The sequence below is a fragment of the Streptomyces genisteinicus genome, from assembly GCF_014489615.1.
In the GTDB taxonomy this organism is placed as follows: domain Bacteria; phylum Actinomycetota; class Actinomycetes; order Streptomycetales; family Streptomycetaceae; genus Streptomyces; species Streptomyces genisteinicus.
This window is the reverse complement of sequence record NZ_CP060826.1, coordinates 55,730-73,222: the sequence shown is the minus strand read 5'-3', so window position 1 is coordinate 73,222 and position 17,493 is coordinate 55,730. Positions and strand designations below refer to the sequence as shown.

The 17,493-nt window shown below is 75.4% G+C and carries 15 protein-coding genes; 6 read left to right on the top strand and 9 right to left on the bottom strand.

Annotation, left to right across the window (positions count from 1 at the left end; all coding sequences use genetic code 11):
* Positions 1-361 precede the first annotated feature (361 nt).
* Both IAG43_RS35060 and IAG43_RS34805 read left to right on the top strand, forming a co-directional pair.
* Entirely contained in the window at positions 362-5,161 is a 4,800-nt protein-coding gene (locus IAG43_RS35060; RefSeq protein WP_187744849.1) for a HEAT repeat domain-containing protein, read from the top strand.
* Positions 5,162-5,282: 121 nt separating this feature from the next.
* Positions 5,283-5,948, top strand: a complete 666-nt coding sequence (locus tag IAG43_RS34805) for a hypothetical protein (protein ID WP_246574827.1) — start codon at positions 5,283-5,285, stop codon at positions 5,946-5,948.
* 197 nt (positions 5,949-6,145) lie between these two features.
* On the opposite strand, the gene IAG43_RS32870 is transcribed toward IAG43_RS34805, so the two are convergent.
* From IAG43_RS32870 to IAG43_RS32850, 5 genes are all read right to left on the bottom strand, one after another.
* Positions 6,146-6,451 carry a glycosyltransferase gene (locus IAG43_RS32870; RefSeq protein WP_246574826.1) on the bottom strand — a complete coding sequence of 102 codons (306 nt, stop codon included), beginning with the start codon at positions 6,449-6,451 and terminating at the stop codon, positions 6,146-6,148.
* A 190-nt stretch (positions 6,452-6,641) separates the two neighbouring features.
* Positions 6,642-7,205, bottom strand: coding sequence for a TIGR03086 family metal-binding protein (locus IAG43_RS32865; RefSeq protein ID WP_187744847.1), 564 nt, complete (start codon positions 7,203-7,205; stop codon positions 6,642-6,644).
* Positions 7,206-7,295: 90 nt separating this feature from the next.
* A complete protein-coding gene (locus IAG43_RS32860; RefSeq protein ID WP_187744846.1) occupies positions 7,296-7,778 on the bottom strand; it encodes a hypothetical protein in 483 nt (160 codons plus the stop codon).
* A 273-nt stretch (positions 7,779-8,051) separates the two neighbouring features.
* Complete coding sequence (locus tag IAG43_RS32855; protein WP_187744845.1) at positions 8,052-8,513, bottom strand: MarR family transcriptional regulator; 462 nt, start codon at positions 8,511-8,513, stop codon at positions 8,052-8,054.
* A 139-nt stretch (positions 8,514-8,652) separates the two neighbouring features.
* Complete coding sequence (locus IAG43_RS32850; RefSeq protein WP_187744844.1) at positions 8,653-9,258, bottom strand: maleylpyruvate isomerase family mycothiol-dependent enzyme; 606 nt, start codon at positions 9,256-9,258, stop codon at positions 8,653-8,655.
* Between the two features lie 71 nt (positions 9,259-9,329).
* Between IAG43_RS32850 and IAG43_RS32845 the strand changes: the two genes are divergently transcribed.
* On the top strand, positions 9,330-10,256 hold the full coding sequence (locus IAG43_RS32845) for a LysR family transcriptional regulator (RefSeq protein WP_187744843.1): 927 nt from the start codon (positions 9,330-9,332) through the stop codon (positions 10,254-10,256).
* Here IAG43_RS32845 and IAG43_RS32840 read toward each other — a convergent pair.
* The gene (locus tag IAG43_RS32840) at positions 10,253-10,879 is read right to left on the bottom strand and encodes an SMI1/KNR4 family protein (RefSeq protein ID WP_187744842.1); all 627 of its coding nucleotides are present in this window, start codon (positions 10,877-10,879) and stop codon (positions 10,253-10,255) included. The two genes, IAG43_RS32845 and IAG43_RS32840, sit on opposite strands and share 4 nt — an antisense overlap.
* Positions 10,880-11,101: 222 nt before the next feature.
* On the opposite strand from IAG43_RS32840, the gene IAG43_RS32835 reads away from it, so the two are divergent.
* From IAG43_RS32835 to IAG43_RS32825, 3 genes are all read left to right on the top strand, one after another.
* Positions 11,102-11,938 carry an AraC family transcriptional regulator gene (locus IAG43_RS32835; RefSeq protein ID WP_187744841.1) on the top strand — a complete coding sequence of 279 codons (837 nt, stop codon included), beginning with the start codon at positions 11,102-11,104 and terminating at the stop codon, positions 11,936-11,938.
* An 82-nt stretch (positions 11,939-12,020) separates the two neighbouring features.
* Positions 12,021-12,515, top strand: coding sequence for a cupin domain-containing protein (locus IAG43_RS32830; protein ID WP_187744840.1), 495 nt, complete (start codon positions 12,021-12,023; stop codon positions 12,513-12,515).
* Complete coding sequence (locus IAG43_RS32825) at positions 12,512-13,231, top strand: SGNH/GDSL hydrolase family protein (RefSeq protein WP_187744839.1); 720 nt, start codon at positions 12,512-12,514, stop codon at positions 13,229-13,231. Before IAG43_RS32830 ends, IAG43_RS32825 begins: the two co-directional genes overlap by 4 nt.
* A gap of 293 nt (positions 13,232-13,524) precedes the next feature.
* On the opposite strand, the gene IAG43_RS32820 is transcribed toward IAG43_RS32825, so the two are convergent.
* The 3 genes from IAG43_RS32820 to IAG43_RS32810 form a co-directional block, all read right to left on the bottom strand.
* Positions 13,525-14,340, bottom strand: coding sequence for an SRPBCC family protein (locus IAG43_RS32820; RefSeq protein WP_187744838.1), 816 nt, complete (start codon positions 14,338-14,340; stop codon positions 13,525-13,527).
* Complete coding sequence (locus IAG43_RS32815) at positions 14,333-14,938, bottom strand: ArsR/SmtB family transcription factor (protein ID WP_187744837.1); 606 nt, start codon at positions 14,936-14,938, stop codon at positions 14,333-14,335. Before IAG43_RS32815 ends, IAG43_RS32820 begins: the two co-directional genes overlap by 8 nt.
* 93 nt (positions 14,939-15,031) lie before the next feature.
* Positions 15,032-17,212 carry a hypothetical protein gene (locus tag IAG43_RS32810; RefSeq protein ID WP_187744836.1) on the bottom strand — a complete coding sequence of 727 codons (2,181 nt, stop codon included), beginning with the start codon at positions 17,210-17,212 and terminating at the stop codon, positions 15,032-15,034.
* Positions 17,213-17,493: the final 281 nt, after the last annotated feature.

The following is a 17,493-nucleotide window of genomic DNA, read 5'->3' as shown; positions in this document are numbered from 1 at the left end:
AACAGCCGCGGCCCCGGCACGTGCAGGGGCCGCGCGCCCCGGCGCCGTCCGCGCGGCCGTGACGACCGCCGAACGGGAGCCCGGCCTCCTGACGACCGCCGGAGGACGGGACCGTCGCCGCGGCCACCATCCGGGCTGCGGCCCCGTTGCCGCCGCACGGCCTCGCGGCACCGCGTCGTGACGCGTCGTGCCGCAGACCCCGGGCCGGCGCACGCCGCCCCCGCACGACGCGGACGCCGTGCAGCCGCCCGGACGCCGGAACCCGGGCGGCCGTGCCGCAGGCCCCGCCGAAACGCCCGTGCCGTGCCGTGCCGCCGAAACGCCCGTGCCGCGCCGGGTGGCCGGACCGTACGATCCCGGGATGATCACCCGTGCGGACACCTCCGCGGACCCGTCCGCCCGGCCTGCCCCCGCTCCGGCGCCCGCGACCGCGGAGGAAGCGCTGGAGCGTGCGCGGGCCGGGACGGCCGACGACTGGCGCGCATGGGCCCCCGAGGTGCTGGCTCCGGTGGTGCGGGTCGCCCTGCTGCGGGCCGAGACGGCCCGCGACCCGCGGACGCTCGACCGGGAGGACCGCGGCGAGGCGCTGTACCAGGCGGTACGGGGCATCGGGCCCCACGAGGCCGACCGCCTCCCGGACCTCGTCGAAGCGCTGGCCGGCACCGAGGACGCCGTGCTGGAGGGCGAGGCGCTGCGGCTGGCCCGGGCCGGACTGCACGCCCAGGTGCTCACGCCCCGGTTCGTCCGGGGCGCGCTCACCGGCCTCCTGGCCTCCCGCACGGAGTCCGTCGTGGCCGGCGCGCTGGAGGAGCTGGCCGAGCCCTGGGCCGCCTGCACGCCCGTCCGGGAGCCCGAGACCCGCCTGCTCCGTTCCCCCGCGACGGCCGCACCCGCGCTCGCCCTCGCCGCCGCGCACGGACACGGCACGTTCCTCTTCCGTGCCGCCGCCGACCGCGGCCTCCCGCCCGCCCCACGGCAGCGAGCTCTGGAGCTCCTCGGGGAGACCGCCGGACGCGGTGACGTCCCCGCCCTGCTCGACCTCGCCGCCGACGACCCCCTGCTGTTCGCCGCTCCCGCCGTCGCCTGCCTGCGCGCCCTGCACCGGCGCGGACACTTCGTCGCCGCCTCCGGCGTCCCCGCCGTCCTCGGTCTCGCCCTGGCCGATCACCGGACCTCGGCCCGGACCGTGGCCACGATCCTGTGGACCACCCGGCACACCGTGCTCCGACTGCTCCTGGCGGCGCCCCCGGACGACCCGTCCTGGCCGCGCCGCCTCGACCTGCTCGTGGCGCTGGCCGCCCAGGGCGACGCCGAGCTGCCGATCGGCGCCTCGATCGCCCGGCTCCTGCCCGGCACACCCGCACCCGGCCCCTTCCTCCGGGCCCTGCGGGCGCTTCGCGACCCCGGCACCGAGGACGCCGTGCTCGCCGCCCTGCCCGCCGCCGCGGGCCCGGCGCTGAGCGCCCTGGAGACGGTGGGCGGTGCACGGACGGTGCAGGTCCTGGCCCGGGGCCTCGGCATCGCACCGGACGCCACCACCACCGACGCGTCCGCACACGACGACCCCCACCCCTCCCCGCCGCACGCCGCCCCACCAGCCACCGCGACCACTGCCCGCGCCACCGCGCCCGCCGAACCAACCGCCCTCGACGCCCCACCAACTCCCCACGCCACCCCACCAACCGCCCCCGCCGCCGACCTCGCCGTCACCGTCGCACCCGCGCTGCGCGCACAGCGCGGCCCCGCACTCGAACTGCTCTGGCTCCTCGCCGCCGACCCGCACCTGCGCCAGCGGATCCTCGCCCGGCTCGACCCGCTCCGGCTCCCGCCCCGGATCGCGGCCGATCTCGGCGCGCCCGACGCACACGAACTCGCCGTGCTGACCTCGCACCTGGATCCCGCGGAGCCGGTGGACGCGCTGACCAGACTGGCCGCGCACGGCGGTCCGGACGGCCTGCCCGTCCTCGCCGACCTCCTGCTGCGGGTGGCCGGAGCGTGCGTCGAGGCCCGTGCGGCGGGCCACGAGCCGCCCGGCGCACGGCAGTCCGGCGCCCTCCACACCGCCCCGGAGACGCCCGGCGCCCGGGACGCGACGCGCACGGCCGACCCCGAACCGACCGTCCCCCGCGCAGCCCTGGATGCGCTGACGGGGCTGGGACGACGGCTGTACGGGCGCGGCCGGATCCGGCCCCTGTGCCTGCTGGACGCCTCCGACGCCACGTCCGCCGGGCACGCCCTCGCCGCCGACCTCGCCCTCGGCCTGGTCGAACGGCCCGGCGTCACCGCGCCGGAGCAAGCCGTGCTGCTGCGGATGGTCCGCGATCTGCCGGACGCCCCGCCCGGCCCGGTCCGGGCCAGGGTGCACCGGCTGCTGCGCCACCCGGACCGGCACGTCCGCAAGCACGCCGTCGCACTGCTCGCCCGGGACGGCGACGGAGTGGAGGCCCTGTCGGCCGGACTCGTCGCGCTGACCGGTCCGGCGGGCGATCCGCAGACCGTCCGCGCGACGGCTGCCGCCCTGGGGGACGCGCGGGCCCGCTGGGCGTCCGGCGCGCTCGCCGACTGCCTCACCCACCCCGCCATGGAGGTGCGGAAGACCGCGGCGGCCGCGCTCGCCCGTGCCGGGACCCCCCGGGCCGTGCCGGCCCTGCTGCACCGGCTGGGGCGGGACGACAACCCCGGACTGCGGGCCCTGCTCGTCGCCGCTCTGCAGGGGCTGCTGGGCGACGCGTGCGCGGCGACCGTCCGCGCCGCCGCCGAACACGAGTCCGCCGGCCCGGTCCGCGACCGTCTGCTGGCCGCGCTTCCGGCCGCCCCGGAGCCCGCCGATGCCGACCTGGCGCTGCTGGCGGCACACGGCTGGGACCCGGAGCCCGCCCTGCGCCTCGCCCACCGCGCTGCTGCCACCGCCACCGCTACCGCATGGCAGCACCCCGGCCCGCCCACCCGACCGGACCTCGGCCCGTGCACCGGTCCCGCCACCCGAACCCGACCGGACCCCGCTCCCCGCACCGGACCCGTCGCCGCCCCGGACACCGAACGGGACACCGGACCCTTCGCCGAACCGACCGCCGAACCGACCGCCGGGACGGACACCTGCCCCCGGCGGCTCCGCGAACGGCTCCGCCCTCTGCGCGCCCACCTCGTCGACTGGCTGGATCTCGCCGGCACCTCCACCGAGGCCCGCCGGGCCGTCCTCCCCCTGCTGCCCGCCCTCTGCCCCGAGCCACGCGCCCCTCACGAACGGGCCTCGCTCGCACGGAGCGTGCCCGTGCTGCTCGAAGGCCTCGCCGAGGCGTCCGGAGAGGCGCGGGACGACCTGCTCTCCCTGCTGGAGGACGCCGCGTCCCGGATGCGACCCCCACTCGCCGCGTCCGTCGTCACGGCGGTCCGCTCGGCCCCCACCCGCCCGGCGGGGCGGCGCTCGGCGCTGCCGCTGCTCCGTGCGTGCGGAGCGGTCGTCGGGCGCTTCGACCTCGACCGGGAGCTGGCCGCCGCCGCTCTCACCACCGATCCGGACGCGGCCCGGGAACGCCTGCTGGGGGAGGCGTTCGGTGCCGGTGCCGGAGCCGGAGCGGACCCGCAGACACCGCCACACGACGCCGCGAGCCCGCCGGACTCCGCCCACCGGGCCATGCGGGAGCGCCAGTGGCAGGACGGGCTCGCCGCCGCAGCCCGCGACATCGGCGACCTGACCGCCTACCGCGCCGCACACCCCTTCCCCGGCGGATCGCGCGCCCAGCTGGCCGCCCTGGCCGCGGCCCAGTCCGGCGCCCCGCCGGCGGTCCGGGCCGCCCTGCTCGACTGGATGACGGACCTCCAGCCCCCGTGCGCGCCCGCCTGGACGCTCGCCGAGACGGCACGCACCCCGGCCCCACCCGCGCGCACGGAGCGCGCGGAAGATCTCGACCAGCCGCGCTCGGCAGCGCAGCGGGCCCGTCTGCTGACCCTGCTGGCGTCGGACGACCGGGCGCGCCGGTCCCAGGCAGCCGCGCGGCTGCTCGACTGGCCCGAACCGGACGTCCGCCGGGCGGTTCTCGACGCGTACCTCCACGGCCGTGCCGACCTGCCGGACCCGACCCCTCTGCACACCGCCCTCGCCGCAGCCGGCCCGCCCCGGCCCACACCACCACCCGCACCCGCCGAGCGCACACCCGCCGAGTCCGCACCCGCCGAGCGCACACCCGCCGAGTCCGCACCCGCCACCACCCCCTCCGGGGCCACGACACCCGCCCGGCCCCCGGAGGAACCCCGCCCCCAGCGCCTCGCTCTGCTGGCCGCGGGCCTCGTCGCGACCGACCCGGGGACGCACCAGCGCTTCCTGCCGCTCCTCCTCCACCTCTGGGAGTCCGGACCGGCCGACGCACAGCGGCACGCCGCCCACGGGCTGCGGAACATCCCCGCGGACACCCTGGCCGCACACCTCGAACCCCGGTTGACAGCAGGCGCGACCGGGTTGCTCGGCCTCCTCGCCGGCCAGCCCCTGCTGCGCACCCCCGCGCTCACCCGCCTGCGGACACTGCACCCGGATGCCGGCCTGCTGCTCACGGACGGACCACTGCGCGGCCCGGACGCCGCGGAGCGGGACGCCGCCGCGCTCCGGACGCTCCGTGAGCGTGCCGCCCCCGCCGAAGCACTCCGGCCGCCGACCCGGGACGAGCTCTTCAGCCAGGCACGGTCGGGCGAACCGAAGCGGGTACGCCGCGCCCTCACCCTGCTGACGGAGAGCCCCGCCGGCAGCACACCTCAGCAACTCGCCGGACTCCTTGCCGAGTTGCTGACCCACCCCAGCGCGGGCGTACGGCTCCACGCACACCGCGTCTCCCGGACGCTGCTCGACCGCCGCACCCACCTCGACCTCACCGAACTCCTCCTCGACGACCCGCAGCCCGATGTGGTGCGCAGGGCCGTCCGCGTCCTGGCGCAGGCACGCCGGCCGTCCGCGGCACCCAGGCTGGTGTCCCTGCTGGACCACGGGCACGAGACGGTGCGGCGGGCCGCCGGGCTCGCGCTGGTCAGCCTCGGCCCCGCCGCCGTACCGGCACTGCGCCACGCCGCCGCCCGCGCCCGCCCGGACCGCCGCGACCGCTACAGGGACCTGCTGGCCCGCGCGTCGGCCCCGCCCCCGGAACCCGCGCCGCCCCCCGGCGACCCGGCCTGATCTTCCGGCACGGGGGCACCGCCACCCGCAGCGCCCACGCCGACCGCGCGGCGAGGAGCCCGACACGATCCCGACCCGGCTGCGCACTCGCAGCCGGGCGGAGCCTCACTAGAGTGAGTGCGTGTCCCTCCTCGTCCACGCCCTCGCGCACCGGCCGTTGACGGTCGAAGCCGTCGCCGAACTCGTGGGACTCCCCACGGAGCCGGCAGTCGACGACGCGGCCGTCGAGGACGTCGTCCGGCGGCGCGGATGGAGCTGGGAGCACGAACTGGTCTCCGACGCCCTGCTCACCGCCCACGGCCATGTGCTGTGCAGCGAGGACTACATCCCCTTCGGAGACCCCGGTGCCCGCACCTTTCTGGTCTTCGGCGAGCTGTACCCCGTCGACCCGCACGACGACGAGATGCAGAACGCGCGCTGGCTCCTCGGTCGCATGGACGCCTGGGAGGCGCAGCCCGGCTGGACCGGGACCCGGCCGGCCACGAGCGGGGACTGCGAGGGTGTCCTCGCCACCGCGGCGGACGCCGTGACCGCGTACCTGGGGTCGGCCCCCGAGCGGACGGTCGTCGCGGACGAGGCCATCGCCGCGGGCCCCGCGCTGACCCACCGCGTCTGGCGCACCGCCACCCATGCCCTGGTGCTGGGGCCGTGCGCCGACAACGGCCCCTACGGCTACCTCACCCACCTCCAGCTGTCCATCAGCCCGCTCGCCTGCGACCCGGAACTCCCGGCCTCAGCAGACGAGAACGCCCTGCGGAAATGGATCGCCACCCACATCGACTGGTGACGCCCCCCTCGCACACGCCGTCGGCGGCGGACACCTCCCCGGACACCGTCGACGGCTCACGGCCGGGGAACGCCGCCCGCAACCCCTGCCCGCCGACCGCCCGGCCGCACCCCGCTGGGGCGGGCCACGGCCGGACGGGCGGGCTCGGACCCGAGCCGCGCGAGGACGATCCGCGAGGACGAGTCAGAGCGGGGACATCAGATCTGCACGACGGCCTCCGCGCGCATCCAGCCCCGCCCGTCGGCCGCCGCGTCAGTGGCGACCAGCACGTACCCGTACTCGTTCCAGCCCGCGCCCTCGCACGTGGAGGCGCCGACTATGTCACCGGCGTGCTTGGTCTTCACGACCACGCTGTTCGGGTTCGGGTTCTCGTACACACCGGCGGTCGGCCACAGCACCTTGTACTGGCACCCCAACGGGGCGGCGCCGGCCGCGGGACCGGCGACGAGGACACCGGCACAACCGAGCGCGGCGGCGAGGACGGTGGTGGTGAGACGGTTCATGCGCATGAGCGGTCATGCCCTTTCAGGATTCCGGTGATCTGTCAGCGCACAGAATCGCACCCCCGCCACCGGATCGCCGCCCGCCCGCACACGTCTTCACCAACCGTGCGTACTGCGGGAGTCGGACAGAGCCCCCGACGGCCCGCCACCCCTGCCCCCTCGGCGCCCGGGGAGAAGTACGGCTCCCCGGCTACACCGTCCGGCCAAGGAAGTTGAGCAGCCTGGTCTGCGCGTCCGCATCGGCTGCCGGGGAGATCTTCGCGCCGAACGCCCCCGGCATCCGGATGTCCCCGTCCTCCGGCAGCAGCATGCGCGACGCCACGGCCACCGCTTCGGAATCCAGTGCCTCGTCCTGGCCGGTCGCCCGCGCCAGGTCCCACCCGTGGACCAAGGTGTCGGCACACGCCATCCGCCGCACGAACTCCTCGAACGGGAGGGAACCGAACTCCTCCCCCAGCCGGGCACCGGCCTGCACCGGATCACCCAGAGCGGCCTCGATCCCTCCGGACGCCGCACGCCATGCCCGAGCCAGGTCCTCGCCCCGAACCGGCGCGGAGTGCCCCGACCCGTCCAGCCCGGCAAGGGCCCGCCGGTGATTCGAGACCACGTGGGCCGCAACGTCCCACGCCGTCCACCCCGGACAGGGGGAGGGGTTCCCCCACCTGTCCCGCGGGCAGTCGCGGATCAGTTCGCCGAAGCGCTTCGCGATCCGTCCGTAGAGCTCGGGTACCGGTGATCCCGCTCCGTTCCCCATGAGAGTCCTTCCGTCGAGCGTCGTCCCCCACCTCCGAGGCGTCCACCTGCCGCGCGGCTCACCCCGGGTACGTCGCCATCACATCGATCCTCACCGGCCGGCGGCGGCAATCCAGTCGTCGTTGCTGCGATGACGGTCCAGCCCCACGGCCTCGAACTCGTCCCCGTGCAGACCCCTTCGGGCGCCGAGTCGCCGCAGGGCCTGCGAAACCGGGCTGACGGCATCGGAGGACGGCGTCCCCGCCAGTTCGCCCAGCGGCCCCAGCACCAGTGAGCCGCCGGCCCAGACAGCGGCCCGCTGCTCGCCGACGCCGCCGAAGAACTCGGCCTCCACGTACGCGATCGGCCCTGTGCCGGACCACTGGGCCAGCACCGTGCCGAAGCCTCCCGGCAACCGCCAGAAGCCCAGGTCCCGCCGCTCGCTGCCGTCCGTGACGGCATCGAAGACCTCATCGGTCATCGGCATCAGCGACAGGCCCTGCCCCAGCGGCACCACATGCGATCCGGGAACCTCCCGCGACACGGCGCGCACCACCTCGTCGCGCGCGACGACCGCCTCCAACGCGTAACCCACCCGAGCCTCCCCGACCGACCGAAGCCTCATCCTGCCCGACGCACGGCGCGCTCCGATGACAGAACCGCCCAGCGCCCGGCACGCCGGCCACCGTGCCGGGCCGGGACCCGTACGCGACGTCCGAAGCCGCCGGCCGCCCGCCGGTGAGCCGGGCCTGATCCGGCCGCGCCGGCCGACTCCGCTCCGCGGGCGCCGGATTCGCCCAACCGCACCTGCTCCGTTCCCCTGCGGGATCCGCCCGGGACGGCTACCACGGCGTTCACGGACGTCCGGTCATCGTGGCCGGGCCACGTCCCCGCCCGCGTTGCACATCATCCGCTGGAGAACCTTCAGCGCGATCAGGTACTCCTCGTCCGGGACACCCGTGTGCACCTGCGCCCGGCTGGTGCGCTGAGTCTCCGCGGCGCGGCCGTGCAGCACCCTGCCCTCGGCGGTGATCCGGAGCCGCCCGGCCGTGTCGAGCACCAGCAGCTCCCGCTCCACCAGCAGGTCGATGTCGGGAGCGAGACCGGCGCCCACGTCCAGGTTGCCCTGCTGAGCGCTGATCACCTCGTCCCGCGTGACACCGGCTTCGCTGTGCAGCACCTGGTGCAGCACCCACCACTGGGGCTGTGTGATCCCCACGGCCGCGAGCCGCCCCCTGACGTACGCCGTGAGCGTCTTGTTCGCGGCCCACGTCCAGTACCCGACGGGCTGGTTCACCAGCTCGGCGTCGTCGTGCGAGTACTCCGTCACAGCACCTTCTCCGTGCCGGGCCGCCCCCGCGCCGTCCGAGCGGGCACACCGCACGGACAGCCGGACGCCCCCGGCTCGTCCTGGTCCTTCAGCGGCCGCGTCCCGACCGCGGTTCGGCGCGCGCGGCACCGTGCCGGTGTCAGTCGTCCGCGCGTGCCGCCGGGAGCGTGCGCCCGTAGGCGAGCAGCAGGAGCTCCTGGGCGGGACGTGCCACTGGCGTTCCTCTGCCGTACGACCACTCCAGGTCGGTGGCCCGCAGTTCGACGTCACCGATGCCTGCCCGGAAGAAGCGCAGCGTGCTCGGCTTCACGGTCGTCAGCACGATCCTCAGGCGGCCTTCGGGGACCTGCCGGCCCAGCCCGAGCGCGACGGTGATGTCCAGCCCGTGCACGACATCGTGCCCGAGGGCCGCCGCCGGGCCGCCGACCGGCGGCCCCCAGGGGTGACGGGCGTTGTCCCTCAGCGCCGCGGCGAGGTCATGAGGCGTGAGGACGGCGGCGTCGCGGCGCGCGACGCGGTCGGTCATGCGGTGCAGGTTGCCGCCCGAACGAGCGAGCTCCACCGCGATCCCGGTGAACGAGTACCTGAATCCCATGCTCATGTGCGCGGCGACCTCCCGCACCCGCCACCCGCCGCACAGGGACGGCGCGTTCCACTGGTCACCGGTCAGTCCGTCCAGCACGCCCGCCAGTTCACGCCGCTCGGCCGCGATCTCGGCACGGACGTCCACCGCTGCACTCTCCATGATCACCAGCCTTGCGGGCGCCGGGCCATAAGTCCAAGAGACAGCCGTTCTCCCTACTAGCATCCCTGCTTATGGAGCTCCGCCAGCTGCAGTACTTCCTCACCGTGGTCGAGGAGGCCAACTTCACCCGCGCCGCCGCGCGCCTGCATGTGGCGCAACCGGGGGTGAGCGCCCAGATCAGGCGAATGGAACGAGAGCTGGGACAGCCCCTGCTCGACCGGTCCGGCCGGCGGGTGACCACCACCGAGGCGGGCGAGGCGGTGCTGCCCTACGCGCGGGCAGCACTCGCTGCCGTCGAGGGGATACGGCAGACGGTGGACGAGTTCACCGGTCTCGTCCGAGGACGCGTCACCATCGGCGTCGTCTCCGGAGCGGCCACCGAGGAGTACGATCTGGCCCCCTTGCTCGCCGACTTCCACGACGAGCACCCGCAGGTGGAGATCTCCCTCACGGAGGACACGTCGGCACGCATGCTCACCGCGCTGCGCCGCGGCGAACTCGACCTCGCCGTCGTCGGCGTCACGGACGACGACTTCCTGCCGGGCACCAGCCTCCAGGTCGTGATCGACACTCCACTGGTCGCCGCCATGACCCCTCAGGATCCGCTGCTCCAGCCCGCCGGCCGCACGGCGCTGCCCCTGGCCGAGCTCGCCGGCCGCGCACTCGTCAGCCTTCCCCGCGGCACCGGCATACGCGGCGTACTCGAACGCGCCTGCCGACAGGCCGGTTTCCAGCCGCGCATCGCCTTCGAGGCCGCCGCGCCGAGCCGGCTGACCCGCTTCGCCGCCCGCGGCCTCGGAGTCGCCGTCCTCCCCGAGATCCCGCCGGAGGAAGCGGCCGCCCTCGGCCTGCGCACCCTTCCCCTGACCTCCCCCCGCCTCAGCGGCCGGATCGCCCTCGCATGGCCGACGGACGGTCCCACCACCCCGGCAGCCAAGGCCCTCCTCGCCCGCATGCGGAAGGCGTTGCCCCCGGTCGAACCCGCATCGCGCGACTAGACCGTCGCTTCCGGAGCATCGGCGAACCAGGAGCGGCCCGCGGCCCAGTGGCCCACCCAGCCGGTGAAGCCGGGGGTGCCCGGCATCGGGGAGGCGCCCGGTGAGGTGCCGAAGGGCATCGCGCCGAATTCGTCGATCAGCCAGACGTGACCGCGCTGCGGGCCGGTGACGACCAGGTGCCAGTACATGCCGCAGCCGTCGGTGCCCAGCAACAGGGAACCGTGGTCGAACACGGCGTCCGTCCGGTCCTCCAGTTCCTGCTCCGACAGCGCCCCCGCGTCCTCCTCCTCGTCCTCGCCGTCCTCCTCGTTCTCCCACACCCACACCGCGGTGAGGGGAAACGGCTCGGCAAGCAGCCGCTCCGGGCGGCCGGAACCCCAGTCCGAGGGCGTCTGCGCGAAGGGCAGCAGCCCGTAGTGGGGCGGCCCGGCCCGCAGTCCGTCGCAGACCTCCGCCACGAACGTGCGGTACGGCTCCGGCAAAACGACGCCGTGCTCCGCCTCGAAGGACCGCACCGCCTCCCAGCCGGCCGGCGGCGCCGCCTCCGGACGGGCGGCGAAGATGTCGCGGAGGGCGGCCAGCTCGGCCGGATCGCAGGTTTCCGTGTTCATGCCGATCATCATGCAGGACCCGGGAGAGCGCCCGCCGCCCGCACCGGGTGCCGTACCGGGAGCGGCCGTCCGCCGGTCTCCCGCCGGTCTTCCACCGGTCTTCGGAGCCGGGCGACGATCTTCCCGGGCCGGAGGAGGACGCTCCCGGCCGGAGGAAGTCGCTCCCGGCCGGACGGTGAACTCCCCGCGCAGGGAGCGAGTCCCCCGCGCCGGGCGGCTCGTACACTCACGCGGATGGAGGACCACACGGCCACCGGGATCGGTGCTCGTCCGGCGCCCGCCCTGCGGGAGTACGTCGACTCGTACGTCGGCTTCGACCTCCGCGGGCTCCCGGCGGGGGTGCACTGCGGCCCGCCGGGGCGCGGGCTCACCGCGCTGATCAGCCTGTCGGATCCTCTGGAGGTGGCGGCGGGCGTCGACGACGGTTCACCGGTCGCCCGATTCGGCAGTGTGGCCGGCGGTCTGATGCGCCGGTCCGTCGCGATTCACCACGACGGACGCCAGCGCGGTGTCCGGGTGTCGCTGACACCGCTCGGGGCCCGGGCCGTCTACGGCATGCCGTCCGCCGAACTCGCCCACCGGCTGGTCCCGCTCGACGAGATCCTCGGAGCGCTCGCCGCCGAGCTGGTCGACCGGCTCCGATCGGCGTCGACATGGGCGGCACGGTTCAGCGTGCTGGACGAGTTGCTCCTGCGGGCCGTCGGCCGTGGCGCCTGCGGCGGACACGTGCGCCGGGTGCGTCCCGAGGTGGCCGAGGCGTGGCGCCGTCTCGTCGCGGCGCAGGGGCGCGTCCAGGTCGGTGCGCTCGCCGCGGAACTCGGCTGGAGCCGCCGGTACCTCACCGAGCGGTTCCGCGGCGAGGTGGGCCTGTCCCCGAAGACCTTCGCCCGGGTCCTGCGCTTCGAGCACGCGCACGACCTGGCGGCGGCGCGGACCCCGCTGCCGTGGGGCGATGTGGCGACCGTCTCCGGCTACGCCGACCAGGCCCATCTCGTCCGGGAATGGCGCGAGTTCACGGGCCGGTCGCCCACGGCCTGGCGGCGCGGCGAAGTGCTCCTGGACGCGCCGTAGCCGCCGCCCGTCCGCCCGTCGCGCCGTCAGCCCTTCCCATTTCTTCAAGACCGCCCGATCGCCGTCCTGGACGATCGCCGGCATGAGACTCGTCAACCACGCACCCGACGCCGTCGACCTTCGGACCACTCCCGTACACCTCGGACGGGGATCGCGGGCACGTCCCGTCGAGGGCTTCGCCTGGGACCCGGAGGCGCTCCGGGCCTACAGCGCCGCGGTCGCGGCGGACGGCACCGAGGGCCGGATGGTGATGATCTTCGACGGTGACGGGCCCGGTGACCACTGGGAGAGCCACCCGGCCGGCGACGAACTGGTCGTCTGCCTCAGCGGGTCCGTGACGGTCACCCGCGATGCGGGCGGGGTGCCCGACCGCGTCGTGCTCGGGCCGGGTGAGGCCACCGTCAACCCGGCCGGGGTGTGGCACGCGGTCGACATGAGGGGACCGTCGACCATCCTGTCCGTCACCGCGGCCCTCGGCACCGACCACCGTCCTCGGACCGGCACCGATCACCGTCCTCGGACCGGCACCGGCCCGGCAGGGCACGCCGGCACGCCCGGCCCGGAGGAGGCGCCGTGACGACACGCATCGCCTGCCTCGGCGACAGCCTCACCCGCGCGCAGTTCAGCGTCGACTACCTGGATCTCCTCGGACGCCGCCGCCCTCCCGGCGACGTCCGGCTCGCCCGCTTCGGCGTCAACGGCGACTTCGCCCACAACCTCTTGCAACGCCTCGACGCCGTCGTCGGCGACCCACCCGATGTGATCACCGTGCTGATCGGGACCAACGACGCCCGGGCGAGCCTCGCCGGCTACCCCGTCGAGCAGGCCGTGAAGCGCAAGCAGCTGCCCCACCGCCCGTCGGCCGACTGGTTCCAGCACTGCCTGGGAGCCGGCGTCGCACGGCTGCGAGCGGAGACAGACGCGACGATCGGTCTGCTGTCGCTGCCGGTGCTCGGCCAACAGCCCGACGGACCGGCGGCACAGGCATCGCAGGCGTACAGCCGGATGATCGCCGAGGTCGCCGCCACCAGTGGGGTGGTCCATCTCCCGCTCCACGAACGGCAGATCGAGGAGCTGCGCCGGGCGGACCCGCCGCCGATTCCGTACCGGGAGGCGACACCCGCCGCGGTCATCGGCGTCCTCGCCCGCCGCGCGGTGCTGCGCCGCAGCCTCGACAGCATCTCGCGGCGGCGAGGTCTCCTGCTCACGACCGACCACATCCACCAGAACAGCCGCGGCGCCGCCCTCATCGCCGAGGCCGTCGACACCGGCCTGCTCAACCGGAGCGCGTAGCCCGTACCGGCGCGCCCGGCCTGCCGGATGCCACCCACCGCGCGGGGCGGCATCCGGCCCTGTGCCGCGAGCGACGCCCCCGACCGTGCCGGTGCGGCCGAGCGGACCGCCGCGGTGACCGGCGCCCCGGCACCCCTCCCGCCCCGCCCGAAGGCCCCCGCCCGCCCTTCGCCCGAAGGCACGCTCCTGCCCCCGCCCGAAAGCACCCGCCCCTACCCCGCCCGGAGCGAGACGTTCGCGCGGCGTCCCGCGAGGGACGCCGCACAGCCGGTCACTCCCGGGTCACCCACCGGTCACCCCTCGGCGGCGGTGGCCGCCAGCGCTGCGGCCCAGTCCTCCCACGCGGGCTGCTCCCGGTCACGGACGGCGGGGCCGTCGGCGCCGTACAGCGTGCCGCGCACCACGATCATGCGGGTGGACCCCCATTCCACGGTGGCGAGTTCGACGAGCCCGGCGGACGGCTCGGTGGTCCGCAGCGTGACGGAGTCGTCGCCCACCTCCTCCACGGTCCCGCGCAGCGCGGGAGCGTCCGCGGCCGTCCGCGTCTCGTCGCCCCGGCGGACCCCGCCGAGCCCGGCGGCCGCGCGTACGTCGGGCAGGGGCTGCCCCTCTTGCACCTCGTGCATGACCGTGAGCGTGGTGACGGGCAGGCCGGCGAAGTGGGTGAGGTAGATCCGCAGGTTGCGCAGGGCTCCGCGCCAGCCGTCGAAGGTCCCGCGGATGTCGTCCTGCCAGTCCTCGCCGCCGGCGAGGAACCCCGAGGACAGGCGCACGACACAGGTGTCGCCCGTCCGGGCCTCGACGAGGATCTCGGTGTTCCACGGCGGGACGGCGGTGCCGTCGCCCTGCCAGTCCGGCTCGTCGTAGGCGAGCCGGTGCGGAGGCTCCCAGGCCGTGACGACGCCCTCGGACGCACCGAACGAACCGTGGTGGGTGACGAAGCGTCCGCCCTCCCGCGGCTCCACCTCGGCCGGCACGAACCACGCCTCGATGCCCGGCCCGGTGGCGATCACCTCCCAGACCTCCTCCGGTGTCCCGGGCACCTCGACCTCGGCCACGGCCCGGTAGCGGCCGTCCTCGTCGTCCACGTGGAGATGTACGTCAGTCATGGGGCTGCTCCTGTGCGGGGGGAAGGGGATAGGCGCCGACGACCAGCCGGTGCACCCGGCCGCCCGGGCGCTCGTCGTGGTAGCGGGCGACGACGGCGGTCACCGCCTCGGCCAGGTCGCGGGCGAAGGCGGCGCGTGCGGCGGGGGAGGCGAGCGCGACGTCCGCCTGGACGGCGAAGGTCTCGGCCGGCTTGCCGGTGCTCCGCGAGCGGGCGAGCAGGCCGCCCAGGTGGCGGACGGTCTGTGCGGCGAGCGCGAGGAGGAAGGAGGCCGACAGCCGGTCCGGCCGCTCGTCGGGAGGCGGCGGCGCGAGACGGCCCATGGCCTCGGGGGAGATCACGTACGCGTGGGCGGTGGCCACCACCAGCCGTTCGGTGATGCCGCCCCACTGCCGGTCGCCCGCCGCCACGACGAGCCCCTGCTCCTCCAGCTGCCGCAGGTGGTAGTTGACCCGCTGCCGGGACAGGCCGAGCTCACGCGCCAGCCCGCCGGCCGAGCGTGCTTCCCGGAGATGCGCCAGCAGGCGGGAACGCACCGGGTCGAGCGCGGCCATCGCCGCCGCGGGCGCGCGGATGACGTCGAGAGGGACGGTGTCCATGACGTCACGATGCCTTTGACAAAATAATTTGTCAAAGGCTTCGTGACCGCCACCGCCCCCTTCCACCGTGCCGCCGGGGTAGCCCCGGGTGGGTCAGAAGGCGGTTGTGAACGTCGAGCCGGTCTTCGGCGCGAGGTCCACCGGGGGCGCGAACACACCGTCGACATGGCCCCTGTTGGGGTAGTAGCGCGAGCCGTCCGGCCCGATCGCGAACAGGCCCGTCCGGCCGAAGCGCCACTCATTGACGTTCTGTTCCCGCAGCGGGGCGATGTGGGTGAACCGCTGCCAGCCGCCGCCGACCTTGCGGCGGGCGGTGAACGTGCCGTCGCCCTTGCCGAGGTAGAGCCAGAGGACGCCCGAGGTGTCGCGCGCGAGGAGGTCGCCGCCTGGGGCGCCGGCGAGGTTGCCGGCAGCGGTCAGGAGGTTGTAGACCTGCCAGCCGCCGCCGACCTTTCTGCGCGGTTCGAAGGGCCTGGCCGCGTCACCCGTGGAGAAGTAGGCCCACAGCACGCCGGAGGTGTCGGTGGCGAGGAGATCGCCCCGTCCGTCGCCGTTCAGGTCCGAGCCACCGGTGATTTTGTTGTAGACCTGCCAGCCGCCGCCGATCCGCGTCCGCGGCAGCAGCTTCTGCGCCTCGCCCCGGTGGAGCCACAGGACGCCGTCGCGGTCGCGGCCGACGACGTCGTCCGCCGCGGTGCCGCCCAGGTCGCCGGGGGCGGCCATCAGCGTGTACGTGTTCCACCCGGTGCCCAGGACGGTCGAGTCCGGCTCCGTGTGCGGCCCGCCGTAGGACAGCTGCTTGCCCTCGTACGCGGACAGCTGTCCCGCGCTGTCGCGGACCAGGACGTCGTCGTGGCCGTTGGCGTCGTGATCGCGGTGCACCGGGGGGCGGTTGACGGTGAGGGAGCCGGTCCGCTCGACGGGCGCCCCGACCGCGTACCTCTCCTTGGCCGTCATCGTCCAGGTGTACTCGCCGGCGTAGTCGGCCATCTCGTACAGGCTGTTGCCGCTGCTCCAGGAGAACTCGTGCGCGGTCCCCGAGCTGTACGAGTCCATCACCCGCTGCCTGCCGGTGGCGGTGTGGGTCAGGGTCAGCCTGGCGGACGCGGGCTGGCTCAGCTCCCAGGCCATTCTCACCCGGTCGGACGGGCCGCCGAAGTCGGCGGTCCGCGGCGTGACCTCGCGCGTGACGGCGAGGTCCGGTATGCGTCCGGCGCTCGCGAGGAGCTGCACCGCAGGGGTGCCGTCCGCGCCCACGGTCACCCGGTAGACACCGTCCTCCCGGGCGAGGGTGCCGCGCACGACGAACGCGCCGTCGGCGTCGACCCGGATTGCCGTGGCGCGGTCGAGGACCTGGAGGACGCGCCCGTCCTCGAGCGAGCGCAGGGTCAGGGGCCGCGCGGCGGGGTCGGTGGCGGAGTTGCCCGAGTACGCCAGCCACTCCGGTGAGAGGACCGGACCCGAGCCGGTGGCGTTGAGCGACTCGGTCACGCCCGTGCGCACGTCACGGAGGTGGAAGTGCCGCTCGGTGTCCGCGGAGTTGTAGTCGCCCCAGCCCAGGTGGGTCGGCGAGCTGACGACGCTCTCGAAGCCCAGGATGCTGTTGTGGGTCACGGCGTGGGTGACCGCGGCGGCCTTGGCGGCGTCCACCAGGTACAGGGTGTCGTCGCCGTGCAGGACCGTGAACGACCCGGCGTCGACGGATTCCACCCCGGTGGCTCCCGCGGGCAGACCGGTCACCGCGCGGCTGACGGCCTCCCCGCCCTTCCCGTCGACCAGGTGCAGCCCGTCGGCGCGGGCCATCAGCAGGGTCGTGCCGATGACGCCCCGGAGGGCGCCGGGCGTGGTGACCACGAGCGGCTCGGCGTCCGTGCCCATGTCGCGCAGGGTGTAGGTGTCGTTCCCGGTCGCGTGGACGACCGTGTCGGCGCCGTCGGCGCCGGAGTAGCCGGTGCCGGGCAGCTGGGTCACCGTGCCGTCGTAGCCGGTCCAGAAGAACGCCTCGCCCGTCCGCGCGAGGAAACCGGTCCTGCCCGCACTGACGAGCTCCGCGTCCTTCGGGAACGGGACCGCGTCCCGGGCGGTCTCCTGGCGCACGATCCCGGCGGGCGCGGCGGCGGCCCCGGGAGCGGTCAGGAGTGTCCCGGCGACAGCCGTCGCCGTGGAGACGGTGAGCACGGCGGCGGCGAGCCGGATCCGGGGACTGAGGATGGCGCGGGACACGTCGGTGGCCTCCAGGGGAACAGGGCGGGACATCGCGGCGAACGCGTTCACCGCACCCCACCTGACCGGCGGACCGGGCCGATGGTTGTACGGGAGGAAAACCCGCCGCACCCCGCCCCGCCCGGACCGAGGGCACCGCCCGCACCCCGCCCCCGCCCGGACCGAGCGCACCGCCCGGCGCCGCCGGGGGCATCGGGCGCGCAGGCCGTGCTGCCGCTTCACCAGGTCGAGCGGGTTTGACGGGCGGGCCTTTTCGGCGGATTCGCGGTGGGCATCCCCCTGGTGCGCGGCACATTCACCACCCACCCCCCACCACTCGCCGCAGTCGCCCG

What these genes read in the sequence shown, in the direction of transcription:
- IAG43_RS32870 (WP_246574826.1), bottom strand. Translation starts at nt 6,451, where the DNA reads ATGAACCGTCTCACCACCACCGTCCTCGCCGCCGCGCTCGGTTGTGCC.
- IAG43_RS32835 (WP_187744841.1), top strand. Translation starts at nt 11,102, where the DNA reads ATGGAGGACCACACGGCCACCGGGATCGGTGCTCGTCCGGCGCCCGCC.
- IAG43_RS32830 (WP_187744840.1), top strand. Translation starts at nt 12,021, where the DNA reads ATGAGACTCGTCAACCACGCACCCGACGCCGTCGACCTTCGGACCACT.
- IAG43_RS32820 (WP_187744838.1), bottom strand. Translation starts at nt 14,340, where the DNA reads ATGACTGACGTACATCTCCACGTGGACGACGAGGACGGCCGCTACCGG.
- IAG43_RS32840 (WP_187744842.1), bottom strand. Translation starts at nt 10,879, where the DNA reads ATGATGATCGGCATGAACACGGAAACCTGCGATCCGGCCGAGCTGGCC.
- IAG43_RS32845 (WP_187744843.1), top strand. Translation starts at nt 9,330, where the DNA reads ATGGAGCTCCGCCAGCTGCAGTACTTCCTCACCGTGGTCGAGGAGGCC.
- IAG43_RS35060 (WP_187744849.1), top strand. Translation starts at nt 362, where the DNA reads ATGATCACCCGTGCGGACACCTCCGCGGACCCGTCCGCCCGGCCTGCC.
- IAG43_RS32865 (WP_187744847.1), bottom strand. Translation starts at nt 7,205, where the DNA reads ATGGGGAACGGAGCGGGATCACCGGTACCCGAGCTCTACGGACGGATC.
- IAG43_RS32815 (WP_187744837.1), bottom strand. Translation starts at nt 14,938, where the DNA reads ATGGACACCGTCCCTCTCGACGTCATCCGCGCGCCCGCGGCGGCGATG.
- IAG43_RS32850 (WP_187744844.1), bottom strand. Translation starts at nt 9,258, where the DNA reads ATGGAGAGTGCAGCGGTGGACGTCCGTGCCGAGATCGCGGCCGAGCGG.